The sequence below is a fragment of the Achromobacter xylosoxidans A8 genome (genome assembly GCF_000165835.1).
In the GTDB taxonomy this organism is placed as follows: Bacteria; Pseudomonadota; Gammaproteobacteria; order Burkholderiales; family Burkholderiaceae_B; genus Achromobacter; species Achromobacter xylosoxidans_B.
In genome coordinates this window covers 1,334,163-1,352,673 of the sequence record NC_014640.1, presented here as the reverse complement: position 1 = coordinate 1,352,673, position 18,511 = coordinate 1,334,163, and the positions used below count along the sequence as shown (strand labels likewise).

At 66.6% G+C, this 18,511-nt stretch carries 17 protein-coding genes and 1 tRNA gene; 3 read left to right on the top strand and 15 right to left on the bottom strand.

What is annotated here, in order from left to right; all coding sequences use genetic code 11:
• Position 1 precedes the first annotated feature (1 nt).
• From AXYL_RS06350 to AXYL_RS06340, 3 genes are all read right to left on the bottom strand, one after another.
• Entirely contained in the window at positions 2-616 is a 615-nt protein-coding gene (locus tag AXYL_RS06350) for a glutathione S-transferase (protein WP_013391965.1), read from the bottom strand.
• Between the two features lie 15 nt (positions 617-631).
• On the bottom strand, positions 632-1,630 hold the full coding sequence (locus tag AXYL_RS06345) for an NAD(P)H-quinone oxidoreductase (protein ID WP_013391964.1): 999 nt from the start codon (positions 1,628-1,630) through the stop codon (positions 632-634).
• Positions 1,631-1,719: 89 nt separating this feature from the next.
• Positions 1,720-2,841, bottom strand: a complete 1,122-nt coding sequence (locus AXYL_RS06340; RefSeq protein WP_041652541.1) for an ABC transporter ATP-binding protein — start codon at positions 2,839-2,841, stop codon at positions 1,720-1,722.
• Here AXYL_RS06340 and AXYL_RS34835 point away from each other — a divergent pair.
• The gene (locus AXYL_RS34835) at positions 2,840-3,034 is read left to right on the top strand and encodes a hypothetical protein (RefSeq protein WP_148260584.1); all 195 of its coding nucleotides are present in this window, start codon (positions 2,840-2,842) and stop codon (positions 3,032-3,034) included. The two genes, AXYL_RS06340 and AXYL_RS34835, sit on opposite strands and share 2 nt — an antisense overlap.
• A gap of 215 nt (positions 3,035-3,249) precedes the next feature.
• Entirely contained in the window at positions 3,250-4,500 is a 1,251-nt protein-coding gene (locus AXYL_RS06335) for a flavin-containing monooxygenase (protein WP_013391962.1), read from the top strand.
• Between the two features lie 109 nt (positions 4,501-4,609).
• Here AXYL_RS06335 and AXYL_RS06330 read toward each other — a convergent pair.
• The 11 genes from AXYL_RS06330 to AXYL_RS06285 form a co-directional block, all read right to left on the bottom strand.
• Positions 4,610-4,694, bottom strand: a tRNA-Leu gene (locus AXYL_RS06330).
• A 157-nt stretch (positions 4,695-4,851) separates the two neighbouring features.
• Positions 4,852-5,841, bottom strand: a complete 990-nt coding sequence (locus AXYL_RS06325) for a Bug family tripartite tricarboxylate transporter substrate binding protein (RefSeq protein ID WP_013391961.1) — start codon at positions 5,839-5,841, stop codon at positions 4,852-4,854.
• Between the two features lie 100 nt (positions 5,842-5,941).
• Positions 5,942-7,117, bottom strand: coding sequence for an alpha-hydroxy acid oxidase (locus AXYL_RS06320; protein WP_013391960.1), 1,176 nt, complete (start codon positions 7,115-7,117; stop codon positions 5,942-5,944).
• On the bottom strand, positions 7,114-8,511 hold the full coding sequence (locus AXYL_RS06315; protein WP_041655053.1) for a VOC family protein: 1,398 nt from the start codon (positions 8,509-8,511) through the stop codon (positions 7,114-7,116). The genes AXYL_RS06320 and AXYL_RS06315 overlap by 4 nt, the downstream gene beginning before the upstream one ends.
• 81 nt (positions 8,512-8,592) lie before the next feature.
• Positions 8,593-9,534 (bottom strand): LysR substrate-binding domain-containing protein, encoded by a 942-nt coding sequence (locus AXYL_RS06310; RefSeq protein ID WP_013391958.1) that lies wholly within the window; start codon positions 9,532-9,534, stop codon positions 8,593-8,595.
• 86 nt (positions 9,535-9,620) lie between these two features.
• A complete protein-coding gene (locus AXYL_RS06305) occupies positions 9,621-11,042 on the bottom strand; it encodes a YadA family autotransporter adhesin (protein ID WP_148260583.1) in 1,422 nt (473 codons plus the stop codon).
• Between the two features lie 79 nt (positions 11,043-11,121).
• The gene (locus tag AXYL_RS06300) at positions 11,122-13,377 is read right to left on the bottom strand and encodes a phosphocholine-specific phospholipase C (RefSeq protein ID WP_013391956.1); all 2,256 of its coding nucleotides are present in this window, start codon (positions 13,375-13,377) and stop codon (positions 11,122-11,124) included.
• A gap of 37 nt (positions 13,378-13,414) precedes the next feature.
• Entirely contained in the window at positions 13,415-13,585 is a 171-nt protein-coding gene (locus AXYL_RS35165) for a hypothetical protein (protein WP_013391955.1), read from the bottom strand.
• A gap of 86 nt (positions 13,586-13,671) precedes the next feature.
• The gene (gene phnE / locus AXYL_RS06295) at positions 13,672-14,691 is read right to left on the bottom strand and encodes a phosphonate ABC transporter, permease protein PhnE (RefSeq protein ID WP_013391954.1); all 1,020 of its coding nucleotides are present in this window, start codon (positions 14,689-14,691) and stop codon (positions 13,672-13,674) included.
• A complete protein-coding gene (locus tag AXYL_RS06290; protein WP_013391953.1) occupies positions 14,688-15,533 on the bottom strand; it encodes a phosphonate ABC transporter ATP-binding protein in 846 nt (281 codons plus the stop codon). The genes phnE and AXYL_RS06290 overlap by 4 nt, the downstream gene beginning before the upstream one ends.
• 17 nt (positions 15,534-15,550) lie before the next feature.
• Positions 15,551-16,486: a phosphate/phosphite/phosphonate ABC transporter substrate-binding protein gene (locus tag AXYL_RS06285; RefSeq protein WP_013391952.1), complete on the bottom strand. Its 936-nt coding sequence runs from the start codon at positions 16,484-16,486 to the stop codon at positions 15,551-15,553.
• Positions 16,487-16,716: 230 nt separating this feature from the next.
• On the opposite strand from AXYL_RS06285, the gene AXYL_RS06280 reads away from it, so the two are divergent.
• Entirely contained in the window at positions 16,717-17,556 is an 840-nt protein-coding gene (locus tag AXYL_RS06280; protein WP_013391951.1) for an HAD-IIA family hydrolase, read from the top strand.
• On the opposite strand, the gene AXYL_RS06275 is transcribed toward AXYL_RS06280, so the two are convergent.
• Positions 17,550-18,452, bottom strand: a complete 903-nt coding sequence (locus tag AXYL_RS06275; protein WP_237709982.1) for a MurR/RpiR family transcriptional regulator — start codon at positions 18,450-18,452, stop codon at positions 17,550-17,552. The two genes, AXYL_RS06280 and AXYL_RS06275, sit on opposite strands and share 7 nt — an antisense overlap.
• Between the last annotated feature and the right edge of the window lie 59 nt (positions 18,453-18,511).

The following is an 18,511-nucleotide window of genomic DNA, read 5'->3' as shown; positions in this document are numbered from 1 at the left end:
CTCAGGTTTCGTGGGGAAGGGTCGCCTGCATGGCAGGCAATTGGTTGAACTCGGCGAACCACGCTGCGGCGCGTGGATGCGCAGCGCGCCAGTCCAGCTCGGGAAAGCGGAAATCCAGATATCCCAAGGCGCAGCCGATGGTCAGGTCGCCGATGCTCGGATGCGCTTGCGGCAGACTGTCGGCCTGCGCCTCGATTTCCGCCAGGCAGGCCTGCACCTTGACCAGCTGCGCCTCGCGCCACTGCGGCCATTGGATTTCGGCCGGCCGGGCCGTATGTTCGTAGCGCGCCAGCAGCGCGGCATCAAGCAGGCCGTCGCCCAGGGCCTGGCGCGTTAATGCCAGCCAGCGCGCCTCGCCAGCCGGAAACAGCTGCGTGTCGCCGGCGGCACCGGCCAGGTATTCGCAGATCACACGGCTGTCGTAGAGCGCCCTGCCGTCTGGCAGGATCAGGGTCGGCACCTTGGCCAGCGGATTGTGGGCGGCGATGCGCGCATCGCGGTTCACCGGATGCGCAGCGCTGGCCAGCCATTCGATCCGTTCAGCCTGGCCGGTCAGGTGCGCGCAAGCCATCACCTTGCGCACGAAGGGGGACGTCGGGGCATAGAGTAGTTTCAATCCAGTCTCCGGAGGTCAGGGTTTGAGGACCAGCTTGCCGAACACCTTGCCGCTCTCCAGCAACTGGTGCGCGCGCACGGCATCGGCCAGGGGCAGGCTTTGCGACATCTTGGGTCGGATGCGGCCGGCGGCCACCAAGGGCAGCACGTGACGCCTGAGCGCGGCGGCCATGCGGGCTTTCTCGGCATCGGTCTGCGGGCGCATGGTCGAGGAATGCAGGCTCAACTGCTTTTGCATCAGGGTCAGCAGTTCCACGTTGACGGCCGATCCCTGCAGGAAGGAAAGGCTCACGTGACGTCCGCCAAATGCCAGCGCCTGCAGATTGCGCCGCACATAGTCGCCGCCGACGATATCCAGCACCACGTCGACGCCACGGCCTTCAGTGAGGGTGTCGCAGGCCGCCACAAAATCCGTGTCGTGAAAGCAGATCACCTCGGCGGCGCCGAGCTCGCGCAGGGCGTCGAAGCGGTCACGTTCGCCATCGGTCACGACCACCCGCGCGCCGGCGGCGTGCGCCATCTGGATGGCCAGCGTGCCGATGCCGCCGCCTCCGCCGTGGATCAGCACAGTCTCGCCCATGCGCAAGCGGCCCAGCTCGAACAGGTTGTGCCAGACGGTGAACAGCCCTTCCGGCAGGGCGCTCGCCTCCGCGTCGTCCAGCCCCTGAGGCGCAGGCAGGGAATGATCCACCCGCGCCACGCACCACGGCGCATAGCCGCCGCCCGCCAGCAGGCTCATGAGACGCTGCCCACGCAAGGACTCCGGCACGCCGGGGCCGCAGGCGGCCACCTCGCCGCAGGCCTCCAGTCCGAGCACGTCGGTCACGCCCGGCGCCGGCTTGCTCAAGCCCTGGCGCTGCATGATGTCGGGCCTGTTGATGCCGGCCGAATGCACGCGCAGCAGCACTTCGCCAGGCCCCGGCGCGGGTACCGGCCGGTCTGCCAGCGTCAACACCGTGGCATCGCCGGGCTCGCGGGCGATGACGGCTTGCATTTCAACAGGGATCTGATTCATGGCGTGGTGCCTCGCGGACGAATGGAAACTAGGCGGCCGCGCAGGCGCGGCCGCCAGGAAGGGTGGAACCTCGTGCGATAACCCTGTCTTCAGGACGATGCCTTGAAGACGCTGACCCCGTGGCCGGGCAGCGCAAGCCCCGCCACGGCGCCCACGGGCCATTCATGGATGCAATTCAGATCGGAGGTGCGCACCATGACGTGCTGGCGTCCTTCCACGGGGATATGCACCTCCAGGTACAGATCCACGTGGTCGCCCTGGAACACGTGATTGACGACCGTGCCGCTCAGGACCGACCCGCTATGCAGGTTTTCCAGCTTGATATGTTCGGGCCGCACGTAGAGATCGAGCCGGTGCCCCTCGTGCGAGCCGCCCACCAGGCGGTGGCGGGGAATATGCGTCAGCCCCCCGCCCAGGCGCAACTGGATGGTTTCGGCGCTGGAGCCGTGATAGTGCGCCGGCAGGATGTTGACGTCGCCCAGGAACGACGCCACGAAAGGATCCTGCGGATTGCGATACAGCTCGTCGGGGGCTGCGACCTGCCGGATCACTCCCTGGCTCATGACCGCAATGCGGTCCGACATGCTCAGGGCTTCGCCCTGGTCATGGGTGACGAATATCGTCGTGACACCCAACTTGCGCTGGATATCGCGGATCTCCACCTGCATGGCGCCGCGCAGGCCTTTGTCCAGCGCGGAGAACGGCTCGTCGAGCAACAGCACCTTGGGACGGATCACCAGCGCCCGCGCCAGCGCCACCCGCTGCTGCTGCCCGCCGGACAGCTCGCGCGGTTTGCGCTCGCCCAATCCGTCCAGCTTGACCAGGGCCATGGCTTCGCGCACCCGCTGCTCGATCTCGGCGGCCGGCACACGCCGCATCCGCAGGCCATAAGCAATGTTGCGTTCCACCGTCATGTGCGGGAACAGCGCGTAGTTCTGGAACACGATGCCGATCTGGCGCTGATACGGCGGCAGTGCCGTGACCGGCCTGCCGTCGATGAAGATCTCGCCGCCGTCCGCGTCGGCAAAGCCCGCGATCAGGTTCAACAAGGTGGTCTTGCCGCAGCCCGACGGACCCAGCAGCGTCAGGAACTCGCCGCGCTCGATGTTCAGGGACACCTGTTGCAGCACCGTGTGATCACGGTACTTCTTGACCACTCCCTCCAGGCTGACCGCGCTGGAGCTATCGGAGGCAAAGGGGCGATTCGGCATGGCTGCTGCACTCATGGAGTTCAGTCTCCCGACGCAAAAATCCCGGGAAAAACAGGCGGTGGCCGCATGGCACGCAAGGGTGCAACGTCAGCGTTTTGGTGGATTCAAGAATACGGCAAAGCCCTTTTTGCAGTGCGTTGCCGATGCTGATGGGGGCCATCGGAAAAACGAAATCGCGATGGCGCAGGCGTGACGGCCCTCACCGCCCACGTAAACCAGCACCTTTGCTTTTTCCTAAGTCAGCCGTCCGAAAAACGAAGTTATCAACTCGGCGCTTCGAGATCACACTGCGTGCCTATCGTTCAGTGCGCATCTGAAGCCTGCGCGCGGTTCGTCGGCCTTCTTGTCCTTGATCTTCGTGTCAGCATCGAGACGCACCAGGGTCTCGGTATTTCTTAGGATCTTGCAATGTCAATTGAAAAAACCAATACGCTGGTGATCGGCGCCGGCCAGGCTGGCATCGCGATGAGCGAGCACCTTGGCGCCATGGGGGTTCCGCATATCGTGCTGGAACGCAAGCGGATCGCCGAACGCTGGCGCTCCGAACGCTGGGACTCGCTGGTCGCCAACGGCCCCGCCTGGCACGACCGCTTTCCCGGCTTGAAATTCGATGACGTCGGGCCCGACGTCTTTCCGCCCAAGGAGCGCATGGCCCAGTACTTCGAGGACTACGCCAAGATGCTCAAGGCGCCGGTGCGCACCGGCGTCGAAGTCCTGCGCGTCAAGCGCAATGACAAGCGCCCAGGCTTCACCGTCACCACCTCCGAAGGCACTATCGAGGCCCAGCACGTGGTCGCCGCGACCGGCCCCTTCCAGGTCCCCACCTTCCCGAAAATCGTGCCGGAAAGCGCCGGCATCCAGCAGCTGCATTCCTCGGCCTACAAGAACCCGGGCCAACTGGCCGACGGCGCCGTGCTCGTGGTCGGCGCCGGGGCCTCCGGCTCACAGATCGCCGAAGAACTGCGCCAGGCCGGCCGCACCGTCTACCTGTCGGTGGGCGAACACTACCGTCCGCCGCGCTCCTACCGTGAACGCGACTACTGCTGGTGGCTGGGCGCGCTGGGCATGTGGGATGAAGTCAAGAAAAAGCCCAAGCGCGAACACGTCGCCTTCGCCGTGAGCGGCTATGAAAACGGCAAGACCGTCGACTTCCGGCGCCTGGCCCGCGACGGCATCCAGCTCGTCGGCATCACGACCTCCTACGAAAACGGCGTGCTGCACTTCGCCGACAACCTCGGCCGCGACGTCGCCCAGGGCGACGCCGACTACTTCGAAGTCCTGCGCGAAGCCGACGCCTACATCGAGCAGAACGGCCTGGACCTGCCGCTCGAGCCCGATGCCTGGAAACTGCTGCCCGATCCGGAGTGCCTTACCTACCCCATCCTGAGCCTGAACCTGGCCGAGGCCGGCATCAAGACCATCCTGTGGGCGACCGGCTTCAAGGTCGACTTCAGCTGGATCGACGTCGACACCTTCGACGAAAACGGCTACCCCATCCACAAGCGTGGCATCTCGGCCGAAAAAGGCATCTACTTCCTCGGCCTGCCCAACCTCACCAACCGCAGCTCTTCCTTCATCTGGGGGGTTTGGCACGACGCCCGCTACATCGCCGACCATATCGGCATCCATCTGGATTACCTGGCGTACAAGAAGGAATGACGGGATAGGCGGGCAGCTTGCCCCAGGCCGAATGCAAAAAACCCGCAACTCTGGTGAGAATGCGGGTTTTTTTGCAGATGCTCGCAATAACGCTGGAGCATCGAATTCTTGGTGCCGACGGCGAGACTCGAACTCGCACAGCTTTCGCCACTACCCCCTCAAGATAGCGTGTCTACCAATTTCACCACGTCGGCTAACTTCAGCCAGAAAAGCGTGCTTTCCTGGAAAGTCGAACATTCTATCACGCAAATCGGGAATCGGGTGGTTCCGTACCGCTATGTCGCCGCGACGCCACCAATCCGTCCCCAAGAATGCTCCAAAGGGGCCGCGGACCGCCCCTCCCCTCGCCTATCAGTTGATCTGCAGGTTGGTCGCCTTGACGACTTCGCCCCACTTGCGGGTTTCGCTTTCCATGAAGGCCTTGAACGCTTGCGGCGTGTTGGGCGGCGGGGGCATCAGGAAGCCGTTGGTCTGGTAGCTGGCGGCCAGGGCGGCGTCGGAGGTCAGGGCCTTGTTGATGGCGGCGTTGACCTTCTGGACGATTTCCGGCGGCGTGCCGGCGGGCGCAAACACGCCAAACCAGGCCGCCACGTCGAAGCCTTCCACGCCCGATTCGGCGATGGTGGGAATCTCCGGGGCGAACGGCACGCGGCTGCCAGTGGTGACGGCCAGGCCGGTCAGCTTGCCGGCGCGCACGTGCGGCAACAGCGGCGGCAGGTTGTCGAAGATGGAGTCGACTTGTCCGCCCAGCAGGTCGGCCACGGCCGGGCCGCTACCGCGGTACGGGACGTGCAGGATGTCGATGCCGGTCTTCATCTTGAAGAGTTCGCAGCCCAGGTGGGCGGACGAGCCGTTGCCGGGCGAGGCGCAAGTCAGCTTGCCCGGATTCTTCTTGGCGTAGGCGATGTATTCCTGCACCGACTTGACCGGCACGCTGGCGTTGACGGCCAGGATGTTGGGCACCACGTTCAGCAAGGCGACGGCGTCCAGGTCCTTGAGCGCGTCATAGGACATCTTGGAATAGAGCGACTGGTTGATCGCGGTGGAAATCGATCCCACGAACAGGGTGTAGCCGTCGGGCGCCGAACGGGCGACGGACTCGGCGCCGATGTTGCTGTTGGCGCCAGGCTTGTTCTCCACCACGAAGGTCTGGCCGAATTCCTTGCCCAGCACGTCGGCGATCATGCGGGCGCTGATGTCGGTAGTGCCGCCCGGGGCGTAGCCCACGACCAGCCGCACCGGCTTGGTCGGATAGGCGCCGGCCTGGGCCTGCGCCGGGCCGCTGGCGACGCACGCCAGCACCGCAGCCGCGCCGGCCAGTTTGGTATAGATCTTCTTCATGTTTCCTCCTGTCGAAAACGAGTGGGCGCGCATGGGCATGCGCACCGTCTTTTTTGTTGTTGTGCGGGCAGCCCTGCCCGGCGCGGCGGCGCCGCCCAGGTCAGGCGGAGCCTGCGGGCCGCAAGGGTGCGATCAGGTCCGGGGTGAGGTCGGCCAGCGTGGCGCAGCCCAGCAGCGCCATGTTGGTCGAAATCTCGCTGCGGAATATCTCCGCGACCTTGCGGATGCCGGCGCTGCCGGCCACGGCCGCGCCGAACAACTGGGGCCGGCCGGTGAAGACCATGCGCGCGCCCAGGGCCACGGCCTTGAGTACGTCGGAACCGCGGCGAAAGCCGCCGTCCACCATGACTGGGAAACCGGACGGCACCGCGGCCACCACATCGGGCAGCGCCTGCAAGGGCGAAATGCAGCCGTCGAGCTGGCGTCCGCCGTGGTTCGACACGATCACGCCGTCGGCGCCCGCCGCGCAGGCCAGCCTCGCATCGTCGGGATGCATCACGCCCTTGAGCACCAGCTTGCCGGGCCAGTTCTCGCGGATCCAGCGAATGTGTTCCCACGAGAGCTTGTCGCGTTCGCCGCGAAAGCCGTTGGGCGGGTCCTGGGTGATGGGCGGACCGATTTCCTCGTACAGGTTCGAGAACCTGGGGATGCCGTTGCCCAGCAGCGTGCGCAGGAAGACATTGAAGCTCCAGCGCGGATGCCGCATGCCGTCCAGCATGACGCTGGGGCTCATCTTGAAGGGCACGGTGAAGGACAGCTTCTGCAGGTTTTCGCGGTTGGCGCCGACGCAGGTGTCGATGGTCACCACCAGCACCGGGATCTCGGCCTGGCGCAAGCGCGCCATAAGCTTGCCGATGCGCTCGGTGTTGCCCGGCAGATAGGCCTGGTACCAGCAGCGCTTGCCGGTGGCCTGCTGCAAACGTTCCAGCGGCACGCTGGAAGCGCCGCTGATGATGAACGGAATCCCGGCCTGCTGGGCCGCCTGCGCCAACGCCAGGTCGCACTCGTGCATAACGATGGCGGAAAACCCGGTGGGCGCGAATCCCAGCGGCATGGCGTAGCTCTGGCCGTAGAGTTCGACCTGGCTGCTGCGCTGGTCGACCACGCGCAGGCCGCGTGGCCGAAAGCCCACGTCGCCCAGCGCCCGCACGCTCTCGGTCAGCGAAGCGCCGTCCTCGGTGCCGCCACACACGTAGCCTTCGACGCAGCGCGGCATGATGCGCCGCGCTGCGCGCTCGAAGTCGCGCACGGACAGGCAGCGGTCCAGACGGCTCATGCAGCCACCGGCGAGCCGGCTTGCGCGCGCAGCGCCTGCATGCAGGCATCCAGCGAACGGTCCTGTGTGTCCTGGTAGAGCGCCAGCTCGTCCTGCACCTGGGCGCCCAGGGCCTGCTCGAAGGCGGCCTGGCTGGCGTTCTGTGCGTACTCGGCCTGGGCCTTGTCGCCCAGATTGGATTGGAAGATGCCGGCGGCGCTGACGGGCAGGAAATCCTCGTACACCAGCGGCTCGAAGCGGATATGGCCTTGGGCTATCAGGTCTTGCAGGCCGGCGTCGGGATCCCCGCCCTCCTTGCCGGTCAGGAAATAGCGGAAGTACGCCAACCCTTGCGCATGCAGTTGCTCGTAGTCGTCCGGGAACGCGGCAAAGCAGTCCTGCAGGTTCTGCATGTAGGCAGCGGCGTTGCCTTCGTTGGGCGCGCCGCTGATGCGGCTGCGGGCCAGGTCCAGCAGTTGGTCGTACAAGGCCCGGCCCTTACGGGTCAGCGCCACGCCGCGCTGCTCGATCTCGCCGAAGCGTGCCGTGTGGCTGCCGGCGGCGGACTGGCCGTCGGCGCCGGCGAACAGGACCGCTTCCTCCAGCGCCTTGAAGCTGGTCTGGCGCAACAGGATCGGGCATTTGCGCGGCGGCGGGCCTTCGATCACGGCCTTGGCGGACACGCCGCGGCGCGGCATCTCGGCCTGGGCCTCGTCGATGTCCAGCGTGCGCGGCGTCAGGTGGTTGATGTGCGGCCCCTTGAAGGCCACCACGTCGGCGATCAGGCGATGCAGGCCGTGCAGTTCATGGTAGTCGTCCAGGCTGACGGTCGCCTCGCTGTGCCAGCGGAAGGTGTGCAGGGCTTCGGCCACGAACTCGCGGGCATCGGCTTCTTCCAGCCCGCCCTGCGCCTCGAAGCGGGCGGCTAGTTCCAGCGCGCGCGCGGTGAAGATCTGGCGCGCGGCCAGGATGCGGGCGGCCTTCGCGCGCAGCACCGCGTCATCGATCAGTTCTAGCCGCAGCAGCGAGGTGAAGACGCGGAACGGGCTGGCCTGCAGCGAGGCTTCGTGGGTGGCGCGGAAAGCGGTCGAATGCACCGGCACGCCGGCCGGCGACAGGTCGTAGTAGCCTACCGGCTGCATGCCCATCACGGCGAACACGCGCCGCATATTGGCCAGTTCCTGCGCGGTGCCGACGCGGATCGCGCCGTGGCGCTCGACGTCCAGGCGCTCGATCTCGCCGGTGCGCGCCAGTTGCGCGGCCAGTTCGGGTTGTGCTGCCAGGGTTTGGGCGTTGACCTGGGCCACCAGGTCCAGCAGCGTGTCGTACAGCGGCACTTCCGACTTGTACATGTCGGACATGGCGCGGGAGAACCAGGCGCGGATCTGATCCGGATTGACGAAATTCTGACTCATGGCGGGCTCGGCACATCGGTAAACAAGGATGGCCCGCATGACATCATGCGCCGCGACCGCAATCAAATGAAAAAAATTGGCTTAATCAGTCCGTTTTTTCATGGATCGCGTCCGCTGGGCGTCGCGCTCGCGCTTGCGCGCGGCTTCACCTTCCACCCAGGCGACGAACTGCTTGATCTTGGGCACTTCGGCCGAGTGCTCGGAATACGCCACGAAGTACGCGCCATCACTGGGTTGCACGTAATCCCAGGGAATCACCAGTTTGCCGGCCTGCAGCTCTTCTTCGGCCAGCAGGCGCGGCGTCAGCGCCACGCCGCAACCCCCTTCGGCGGCGCGCACGCACATGTAGAAGGTATCGAAGCGGGGACCGTGGTAGCTGCGGTCGGACTGGAATTGCTGGCGCGAGAAGTAGTCGTGCCAGGCCTCCGGGCGCGAGGCGCACTGGATCAGCGCCTGCGCGCTCAATGCTTCCAGGCTGTCGACCCTGTCGCCTGGCAGAAAGCCGGGCGCGCACACCGGCACCACCTCGGCCTCGAACAGTTCGCGGCACTGCGCCCCCGGCAGGGTGCCGTGGCCGAAGAAAAAGGAGATGTCGATCTTGGCCTGCATCAGGTCGAAGGGCCGGGTTTCGCTGCGCACCTTGACCTGGATGTCCGGATGCGCGGCCATGAAGCCTTGCAGGCGCGGGATCAGCCAGCGCGCGCCGAAGGTGGGCTGGGTGCCAATGGTGAGCACCTGGGTCTCGCTGCCGTAGGTCAGGATGTAGCGCGATGACATGTCCACCTGGTTCAGGATGGCCCTGACCTCGGACTGGTACAAAGCCCCGGCGGGCGTCAGTTGCAGGCGCCGCCGCACGCGCAGGAACAGCGGATTGCGCAGCAGCGCCTCCAGCTGCGCGATCTGCTTGCTGATCGCGCTCTGGGTCATATGCAGTTCCTCGGCGGCGCGCGTGAAGCTCATGTGCCGCGCCACCGCCTCGAAACATTGCAGCGCCATCATCGATGGCATCAAACGCTTTTCCATGGGGCCGATCCGGGTATGCCTGTGCTGGCGGCAGCCTGCGTCCCATCGCCGGCCGCCGCGCTTGCGGCATTATCGCAGGCCCGGACTCACCACTGGTATCCGACTCCCGCCGCGCCGCCGAAGTCGCCGCGGGAGGTGCCGTTGGCGGATACCTTGTAGACCCAGCGCCCGCCGCTGGATACCCGCGACAGCCCCATGGCATAGCCGGACTCGCCGTTCCAGGTGCCGCCGGCCAGGGACAGCATGTTGCGCCCCGGCAAGTAGGCTTGCGGCAGGGAGGCCGTCGCCATGGCGGCGGCCACGCCCGCGCTCAGCATGCGCTCCTGGGAATCCAGGTCGCTGCGCAGGTTCTGCAAGGAGTGTTCGACGGCGCCCACTCGCGCTTCGCTCGCGCTGCTGGCGGCACGCAGCTGCCCCACGTTGACGGCGTCGGAGTCCTCGCTGCCTGCCGCCACGCCCGTCATCTGGCGCCCGCCCACGTTCACCTCGCCTGTCGAGCTTTGGGGCTGCGCCATGCCATAGGCCGCGTAGTTTTCCTGCGCGCCGCGCGCTGCGGTGGAACCGGCCCCCAGCGCCACGCTGTTGGGCGCCGCCGCGACCGCGCCGGCGCCCACCGCGACGCTCTGGGTGGCCGCGGACGATTCCGCGCCCACCGACACGCTGCGATCCGCCTCCGAACCGCGCCCGGCATTCGAGCCGATCGATACGTTGTCGCTGCCGCGCACGCCCGAACCCGCGGCCGTGCCCTGCGCCACGTTGTTGTTGCCGACGACCTCGCGGCCGGCGGCCAGGCCGCTTGCCGTATTGCCGTCGCCCTGCACCCCATAGCCCGCGTAGGCGCCGGCGGCCAGGTTGTTGGCGCCGGTCACGTTCTGCCCGGCATTCTTGCCCTGCGCCAGATTGCCTTCGCCTTCCACGTTCTGGCCCGCGTTCTGGCCCAGCGCCAGATTGCCGTCTCCGACGACATTGCGGCCGGCTTCCTGGCCGAAGGCCGAGTTGCCGTTGCCGGTGACGTTGCGCCCCGCATTGGTGCCATAGGCGGCATTGTTGTTGCCCACCGTGTCGGTGCCAGCCCAGAAGCCATAGGCATCGTTGTAGTCGCCCGTGACGTTCTGGCCGGCGCTGCGGCCGAACGACTGGTTCCAGCCGCCTTGCACATTGGTGCCGGCGTAGTAGCCGATGGCCTGGTTGGCGTTCTTGCCGCCGACCTTGGAACCCGCGCCCTCGCCAATGGCGACGTTCCAGTTGGTGCTCACGTCCTTGCCCGCGCCGTTGCCCAGGCCGATGTTGTTGCTGCCGGTCACGTTGGTGCCGGCGCTCTTGCCTATCGCTTGATTGCTCTTGCCGGTCACGCCCTGGCCGGCGCCTGAGCCGTAACCGAGGTTGCTGCCGTCCCACTTTACGGGCGGCGCGGTCTGCGCCTGCGCGGCCGATCCCCCGGCCAGCGCGCCCACCAGGACCGCCACCGACAAACCGTTGGCGGCCAAAATTGCGTATATGTTTTTCATGATCATGTTGGTAGTTTTTTATTGCGGACCGGCCGGACGCGCACCCCGATGCGCGCCCGGCCCGCTCATGCCTGGACCATCACAGATGCAGCGCCATGGCGGGATCGCTGACGCTGTTGCGACCGTTCTCCATGCGGCCAGCGAAGCGCCGCTCGAAACCCTCGGCGGTAATGGTGAAGTCGTACCAATTGCCGCTGTCCTTGATGGACCAATGGTGTTCCGCCACCGCGCCCGGCTCGACCGCCAGGGTCCAGGGGCCATCCGTGCGGTAGGCGTTGGATTGCAGCGATGCCTGCAAGCGGGCCGTGCCGCGGTTGGAGACCTTCACGTACAGCGCGCTGCCGGCGGGCTCGTAGCAGACCTGCACTTCCAGCGCCGCGCCGCGCTGGGTGTTGCCGGAAAAGGTCCGCACGAAGCCGTTGCTGCTGTAGACCCACAGGTCATAGTCGCCGCCGGTCCAGGTGTCGGACAGCGTCTTGCCCGCTTCAACGGTGTAGCGTCGCGGGATCAGGTCCAGGTTGCGTTTGTCGTACACATGGAACACGGCGCCGGCTTCGCCTGTATTGCTGAACAGCAATTCGACCGAGCCGTCCACGCCCAGCCGGGCGCTGGTGTGCAGCTCATAGGGCAGCGCGCGCGACAGCCGCGTGCCGGTCTCCTGGAACAGCGGCTGCGGGATGGCGGGCGCCTGCGTCACCGCGGTGGTGGGCAGGAGCTTCTGCGCCGCATTGACCGCGGGAAAGTTGCTAGTGTCGGGCAGCGTGGGCACGCGCGGATCGTTGGGGCTGACGAAGTCGAAGCAGGTGGTCAGGTCGCCGCAGACCGCGCGGCTCCACGGGCTGATGGCGTCGACCTTGATGTCGAATCGCTGCTCCAGGAAGCGACCCACCGAGGTGTGGTCGAACACCTGCGAGTTGACCCAGCCGCCCTTGCTCCACGGCGACACCACGTACATCGGCACGCGCGAACTCAGGCCCCACGGACGGATGTTGCCGGTGATCTTGTCCTCGGCCTTCAGGTAGTTGCCCACGGAAGCATCGAAGTACTCGCCTTCCAGCGGCACGGTGGACTTGCCCATCAGCACGCCGTTGGCGTCATAGGACGGCACCGCCGGCATGGCCGCGTGGTCGAAGAAGCCGTCGTTCTCGTCGAAGGTCACGAACAGCGCGGTCTTGCTCCAGACTTCGGGATTGGAGGTCAGCGCGTCCAGCACGTCGGCGATGAAGTCGGCCGCGCCGGCCACGCCTTCGCTGCTGCCCGGATGCTCGGCCAAGGCCTGCGTGGGCAGCACCCACGAAACTTGCGGCAAGGTGCCATTGGCCACGTCCTGCTTGAGCTGCGCGAGGAAATTGACGGCGCCGTCGTTCTTCTCCGGGCCGCCCGTCAGGCCGTGCTCATAGATCGGCGAGCCCGGCTGCGCGGTACGGAAGCTCTTGAAGGCCAGGCAGCCGTGCATGGCGCCGGTCCAGTTGTTGTTCATGTTCTGGTAGATATGCCAGCTGACGCCGGCGCGCTGCAGCAGATCGGGCAAGGTGTCCCACTTGAAGGCGCTGTTCTTGTACTTGTAGTTGTAGGCGCCGGTCGCGGGGTCGATCTGGCCTGAACCGTCGGTCAGCTGCGCCCGGCCCGCGACCCAGTTGGACGGGCTCGGCCAGCAGCGCGAGTTGACGGGTTCCGAATCGGTGTCCGTGCTGTTCACCCCCAGTTTGCGCAGTTCGGGATTGGCGTTGGCGCCCGACCAGAACACGATGCGGTTCGGGTCGGTGCCGGTCAGGATGGAACAGTGGTAGCCGTCGCAGACCGTGAAGGCGTCGGCCAGCGCGAACTGGTACGGAATGTCCTCGCGCATGAAGAAGCCCATGGTGGCCTGGTTCTTGAACTGGATCCACTGGTCCATCTTGCCCTGGTTCCAGGCCGCCTGCTGATCGGGGAAATTGTGCGGGGTGCCGGAGCCGATCAGCGCGTTGCTGGTCCTGGAGTCGCGGCGGAAGGGCTGGATGTCCTGGCCGCCCTTGGGATCAGGCTGGAAGAACACCGATTTGCCGCTGGCCAGCGGAATCGGGAAACGGTCGCCGAAGCCGCGCACGCCGCGCATGGTGCCGAAATAGTGGTCAAACGAACGGTTCTCCTGCATCAGGATCACGATGTGCTTGATGTCCTTGATCGTGCCGCTGTCGACCGCGGCGGGAACCGCCAGCGCGCGCTGGATCGAGGCGGGCAGCAAGGCCATCGCCGACAGGGCGCCGGCGGCCTGGGCCGAGGCGCGGAAGAACTGCCGGCGGCCCGGCAAAGCCGGGGACACGCTGGCGGAAGGCGAGGAATAGGTCTTGGTCATGGGGCTACTCTTGCGTTGGGTTGGGCGGAACGAGCGTTCAGGGCGCGCAGCGCAATTGCGGCGCGGGCGGCTGCGGCTCGGGCTGTCCGGTCTCGGGCGGCGAGGTCGCGCCGTCGTCCGAGTCGTCGTCGCCGCCGCAGGCGGCAAGGGTCAGGCTCAGGGCGATGGCCGCAACAAGGGCGCGGCCCAGTGCAAAGTACGGGGTCATGAAAACTCCTGGTCGGGGAACGTTGCCGGGTTCGTCCGGCAGAAAACCTATCGGGGCGCGGCGGCCCGGCGGGCCGCCGCGCCGGCTCAGCTCAAGCGGCGCCGCAGCCGGGCGGCAACCTGGTCCAGCAAGAACACGGTGATGAAGATCACGACGAGAATGGTCCCGACGTGGGCGTACTGGTACATGTCGTAGCGGCCTTTCAGCTCCTGCCCGATGCCGCCCGCGCCCACCAGGCCCACCACCGTGGCCATGCGCACGTTGCGGTCCAGGATGTACAGGGTGTAGCCGGTGAACTTGGGCATGACCTGCGGCAACACGGCATAGGCCAGCACGCGCGGCTTGCTGGCGCCGATCGCCGCCAGCGCCTCTTGCGGCTTGGTGTCGGCCGTCTCGATGTCCTCGGCGTAGAACTTGCCGAGGAAGCCCATCGAATGGATGGCCAACGCCAGCACCCCGGCAATCGGGCCGAAGCCGTAGGCCAGCACCAGGAACAGCGCGCAGATCAGTTCGGGCATGGCGCGGAACATGCTGACGATGGCCCGCGCCGCCACGTACAGCAGCCGGTTGGGCGCATAGTTGCGGGCGCTGCAATAGGCCAGCGGCACGCTGCCCAACACGGCCAGCAGGGTCGCCCAGATCGCGATCTCGAAGGTTTCCACCATCTTGACCGCCACCCGCCACAGATAGCCCAGCGGCTCGACCAGGTAGGTCTGCGTGGACACCTCGTCTTCCATCTTCAGCGTGTGCGGATTCAGCCGGCTCTCGGTCACCTGCAACGTTTCCACGCGCGCCAGCCACGGCAGCTTGTCCGGATCGAAGCCCTCGATGCGCGAGGTCTCGGTGCGATACGAGATTTGCAGCGGGAACAGGCTGTCGGCCAGGGCGCCCAGGCCGGACGTGACCTGGGACTGCTCCTTCAGGCCGACCGCGGCCAACGCGCCGTCCAGGGTCAGCGCCGCCATGCGGCCCATCTCGACCCGCTGGCCGGTGTAGAGAAACAGCATCAGCGCGGCGATCACGATCAGCAGCGCACGAGCGCCATAGGGCGGATCCAGGCGCCATCCGGCGTTATCGGCCGTCGTCTTCAATGCGTGCGTATTCATTGCGCGCCTCCTGCCGACAACAGCGCGGGCCGGATCGGCCTGGCCGTGCGCGGCTCGGCATGGCCGCGGCCCGCAAGATCGACGGCAGCCATGCCGCTCTCCGACTGCGGGGCCTGATAGAGCGCACGGGCTGTGGCCTCATCGAACGCGCCGGCCGGCCCGTCGAACACCATGACGCCATGGCGCAAGGCCACGATGCGGTCGGCGAACTCCCGCGCCAGGTCGACCTGATGCAGACTGCACAGCACGGTGGCGCCGCGTTCCCGCGCCTGATTGCGCAACAGCGCCAGGATGTCGCGGCTGATGCGCGGATCCAGGCTGGCCACCGGCTCGTCGGCCAGCAGCAAGGCGGGCGCCAGCATGAAAGCGCGGGCGATGCCCACGCGCTGCTGCTGGCCGCCCGACAATTCGCTCACGCGGCGTTGCAGGTGTTCGGGCTGCAGGCCGACTTCGCGCACCAACCGGCAGGCGCGCTCGCGCAATTCCGCGGGAAAGCGCATCAGATAGGTACGCCATGCCGGCAGACCGGGCAGCGCGCCCGACAGCACGTTGGTCGCCACCGTGGCGCGCGACACCAGGTTGAAGTGCTGATGCACCATGCCAATCCGGGGCCGTACCGCCGCCAGCGTCGACGGCTGCACCTGCGTGCCATCGACCCACACGTCGCCCTGGGTCGGCGTGGTCAGTCCGTTGGCCATGCGCAGCAAGGTCGATTTGCCCGCGCCCGAAGCGCCCAGGATCACGCAGAACTGGCCGCGCGGCACCTGCAGCGACACCGAGTTCAGCGCCGCGGTCCCGTCGGCGTAGCGCATGCCCACGGCGTCGTAGCGCAACATGTCCATTCCGCTTGCTCCGGCGATCACCGCTGGGCCGCCTTCTGCAGGATTTCGCCCTTGATCTCATCGGTCAGCAGAGCCATTTTCGAAGCCGGGCCCGCGAACTGCGCCTCCGAGAACTCGGTATCGAAACGATCCAGCTTGGCGCCGCCGTAGCCGCGCACCATGTCCGGCGTCACTCCGGGCGCCTGGTGCACCGAGGCAAAGGCTTGCTTGAGCGTGGTCTTCAGCGTCTCGGGCAGCTTGGTGTTCATGGCCAGCGGCGGATACGGGATGGGCTCGCTCTTGAAGATCACCTTCACGGACTTCGGATCCACCGCGCCCTGGCGCACCGCCTTGTCGAAGGAGTCGAACGACAGCGCGGCCGCGTCGACCTGGCCTTGCACCAGCGCAGCCAGGCTGCTGGCGTGGCTGCCGGTCAGTTGCAGCGCCGCCAGGTCCTTGGCCGGGTCCATGCCGTCCTTGATCATGGACGCCACCTGGAAGGTGAAGCTGGAGGCCGAATTCACATCGCCAAACGCGGCGCGCTTGCCCTTCAGGTCGGCGAGCGTATTGATGGGCGAATCGGCCTTGGCGAACATCGCTGCGTAATAGGCGGACTCGCCCTTCTGCACGCCCACGGCCAGCAATTGTGCGCATTGGCGCTCATGCGCCTGCACGTAGGAAACCGGCCCCAGGAACGCGACCTCGGCCAACTGGTTGCACATGCCTTCGACCACGGCGCCATAGGACTGGCCCACCGTTAGCTGGAAATGCAGGCCGGTGCTGCGCGTGATCGCGTTGAAGATCGGGGCGTAGTCGGCCTTGGTGCCCGATTCCGTGCCGCCATCGGCGGGGATGAGCAGCACGCGCAGCGGACGCTGCTGCGAACCATCGGCCAGGGATTGGGCTTGCGCGAGAGGCGCGGCGGCCAGCAGGGAAACGAGCGCCAGGGCAGGCGCGCAGGTGCGGATCTTCATTTCGTTGTTCCTAGTCTTGATGAGGTTGCCATCGGGGCGCAACGTGCTTGGCCCTGATTCCGGAACGCAGATTAGTCACCGCACATGACAGGCAAATGAAAATTTCTCAAATCAAAAAAATGAATTTTTGAATTTTGTTCAGATAGAATCACAGCCGCCGGGTACCCCGAATCACAGCGGACGCCCACTCCTTCAACCTTGCACGCGCTTCGACGCCCAACCGCCGATCCATGACCCGCATTGCCTGCACTCCCGTCTCCGACTCCCCCCAAGCCCCGACGGCCGAATCGCCTTGGACCGTCCGCTCGCGCGGACTGATCCTGGACCTGGACGGGACCTTGATACGCGGGTATGAGGTGATACCCGGCGCCAGCGAACTGCTGACCCGCTGGGCGGGGCGCTGCGTCATCGTGTCCAATAATTCCACCGATACCGCGGCGGGCCTGGCGCCACGCTTACGGGCAATGGGCCTGCCGGTAGAAGCCGACACGCTGGTCCTGGCCGGCGAGCAGGCCTTGCGCCATATCGCCCGCCAGCACCCGCGCGCCAGGCTGCTGCTTTGCGCCTCGGACGCGCTGCGGGCCTGCGCCGCAGGCCTGGGGCTGGCGCTGGTGGAGCGCGATGCGGACATCGTGCTGCTGGCGCGCGATCTCGCCTTCGGCTATGGGACGCTGCAGAGCCTGGCAAGGGAACTCGCCCGAGGCGCGGCATTGATGGTCAGCAACGGCGATCTCACCCACCCGGGCCCGCAAGGCGCCATCGTCCCGGAGACGGGCGCGCTGCTGCAGTCGGTGCTGGCCTGCGCGCCCGGTGTGCGCCCGCGCATACTCGGCAAGCCCGGGGCCATGCTGCTGGAGGAAGGATTGCGCCGGCTGGGCCTGACGCCAGCGGACACCACGGTCATCGGCGACAACGTGCGCACGGATGGCCTGGGCGCGGTGCGCCTGGGCATGGGTTATCTGCTGGTTGGGAATGCGCCCTACGCGGATGCGCCGGACGTGGCCGGGCTGCTGGATAGCGCATGCCCGCGCAGGCATGCGCTGCCGGCGGGCATCGAAGGCGATCAGTAGCGCTTGTTCGACAGCACGTCGAAAGTGCTGCGCAGGGTAGAGACGGCCTTGTCGTAGTCGGACAGGGCCAGGCAGGCGATGAGTGTGTCGATGATGGCCAATTGGGCCAGCCGGCTGGTCATCGCCTCGGTGCGGAATCGAGTCTCGCGCGACATGGTGTGCAGCACCACGTCCGCGTGCTCCTGGATGGGCGATTTGCCAAAATTGGTGATGCAAATGGTGCGCGCGCCGGCTTCTTTCGCCAGCCGCGTCGCCAGCACGGTTTCGTGCGTGCTGCCCGAGTGCGAAATAGTCAGCACGGCGACGTCCGGCCCGGTCAGCGATGCACTGATGGCTTGCACGTGGGAATCGGTCACTGCCGTGGCATGCAGGCCGATGCGCAACATGCGGTAGTGCGCGTCGTGCGCGATCACGGCCGAGCTGCCGATGCCGTAGATTTCCACGCGGCGGGCGCGGCGGATCAGCTCCACCGCCGCCCTCAGCGCGGCCACGTCCAGCACCGATTCGGTTTCCTGCAGGGTCTGGATGTTGCTGTGGAAGATCTTGCTGACGACCTGCTCGGGCGTGTCCTTGGCAGCCAGGTCTTCGTGGATGTACTGCACGGGCTGCACGATCTGCTGCGCCAGCGCGATCTTCAGCTGTTGAAAGCCGGTGGCGCCCAGCAGCTTGCAGAAGCCCACCACGCTGCCTTCGCTGCATTGGGTGCGTTCCGCCACTTCACTGACCGACATGTGCACCACGTCCGCGGGATGGCTTATGACGAATTCGCCGATGCGCTGCGAGGCCGCCCCCATCGACGGCAACAGGCTCTGGATGCGCGCCAGCATGGCCTGGGGCGAGCCCCGCTGCGGATCGGCGGCGGACGGCGTTCGGGGGGAGCGTTTGGATGTGGCCATGGCGGGGTCTGGGGGACGGAAACCGGATGCGAAGGCAACGATACTCTACCCGCTGCCGG

What these genes read in the sequence shown, in the direction of transcription:
- AXYL_RS06305 (WP_148260583.1), bottom strand. Translation starts at nt 11,042, where the DNA reads ATGAAAAACATATACGCAATTTTGGCCGCCAACGGTTTGTCGGTGGCG.
- phnE (WP_013391954.1), bottom strand. Translation starts at nt 14,691, where the DNA reads ATGAATACGCACGCATTGAAGACGACGGCCGATAACGCCGGATGGCGC.
- AXYL_RS06335 (WP_013391962.1), top strand. Translation starts at nt 3,250, where the DNA reads ATGTCAATTGAAAAAACCAATACGCTGGTGATCGGCGCCGGCCAGGCT.
- AXYL_RS06315 (WP_041655053.1), bottom strand. Translation starts at nt 8,511, where the DNA reads ATGAGTCAGAATTTCGTCAATCCGGATCAGATCCGCGCCTGGTTCTCC.
- AXYL_RS06275 (WP_237709982.1), bottom strand. Translation starts at nt 18,452, where the DNA reads ATGGCCACATCCAAACGCTCCCCCCGAACGCCGTCCGCCGCCGATCCG.
- AXYL_RS06325 (WP_013391961.1), bottom strand. Translation starts at nt 5,841, where the DNA reads ATGAAGAAGATCTATACCAAACTGGCCGGCGCGGCTGCGGTGCTGGCG.
- AXYL_RS06310 (WP_013391958.1), bottom strand. Translation starts at nt 9,534, where the DNA reads ATGGAAAAGCGTTTGATGCCATCGATGATGGCGCTGCAATGTTTCGAG.
- AXYL_RS06340 (WP_041652541.1), bottom strand. Translation starts at nt 2,841, where the DNA reads ATGCCGAATCGCCCCTTTGCCTCCGATAGCTCCAGCGCGGTCAGCCTG.
- AXYL_RS06320 (WP_013391960.1), bottom strand. Translation starts at nt 7,117, where the DNA reads ATGAGCCGTCTGGACCGCTGCCTGTCCGTGCGCGACTTCGAGCGCGCA.
- AXYL_RS06300 (WP_013391956.1), bottom strand. Translation starts at nt 13,377, where the DNA reads ATGACCAAGACCTATTCCTCGCCTTCCGCCAGCGTGTCCCCGGCTTTG.
- AXYL_RS06280 (WP_013391951.1), top strand. Translation starts at nt 16,717, where the DNA reads ATGACCCGCATTGCCTGCACTCCCGTCTCCGACTCCCCCCAAGCCCCG.
- AXYL_RS06345 (WP_013391964.1), bottom strand. Translation starts at nt 1,630, where the DNA reads ATGAATCAGATCCCTGTTGAAATGCAAGCCGTCATCGCCCGCGAGCCC.
- AXYL_RS06290 (WP_013391953.1), bottom strand. Translation starts at nt 15,533, where the DNA reads ATGGACATGTTGCGCTACGACGCCGTGGGCATGCGCTACGCCGACGGG.
- AXYL_RS06285 (WP_013391952.1), bottom strand. Translation starts at nt 16,486, where the DNA reads ATGAAGATCCGCACCTGCGCGCCTGCCCTGGCGCTCGTTTCCCTGCTG.
- AXYL_RS35165 (WP_013391955.1), bottom strand. Translation starts at nt 13,585, where the DNA reads ATGACCCCGTACTTTGCACTGGGCCGCGCCCTTGTTGCGGCCATCGCC.
- AXYL_RS34835 (WP_148260584.1), top strand. Translation starts at nt 2,840, where the DNA reads ATGGCTGCTGCACTCATGGAGTTCAGTCTCCCGACGCAAAAATCCCGG.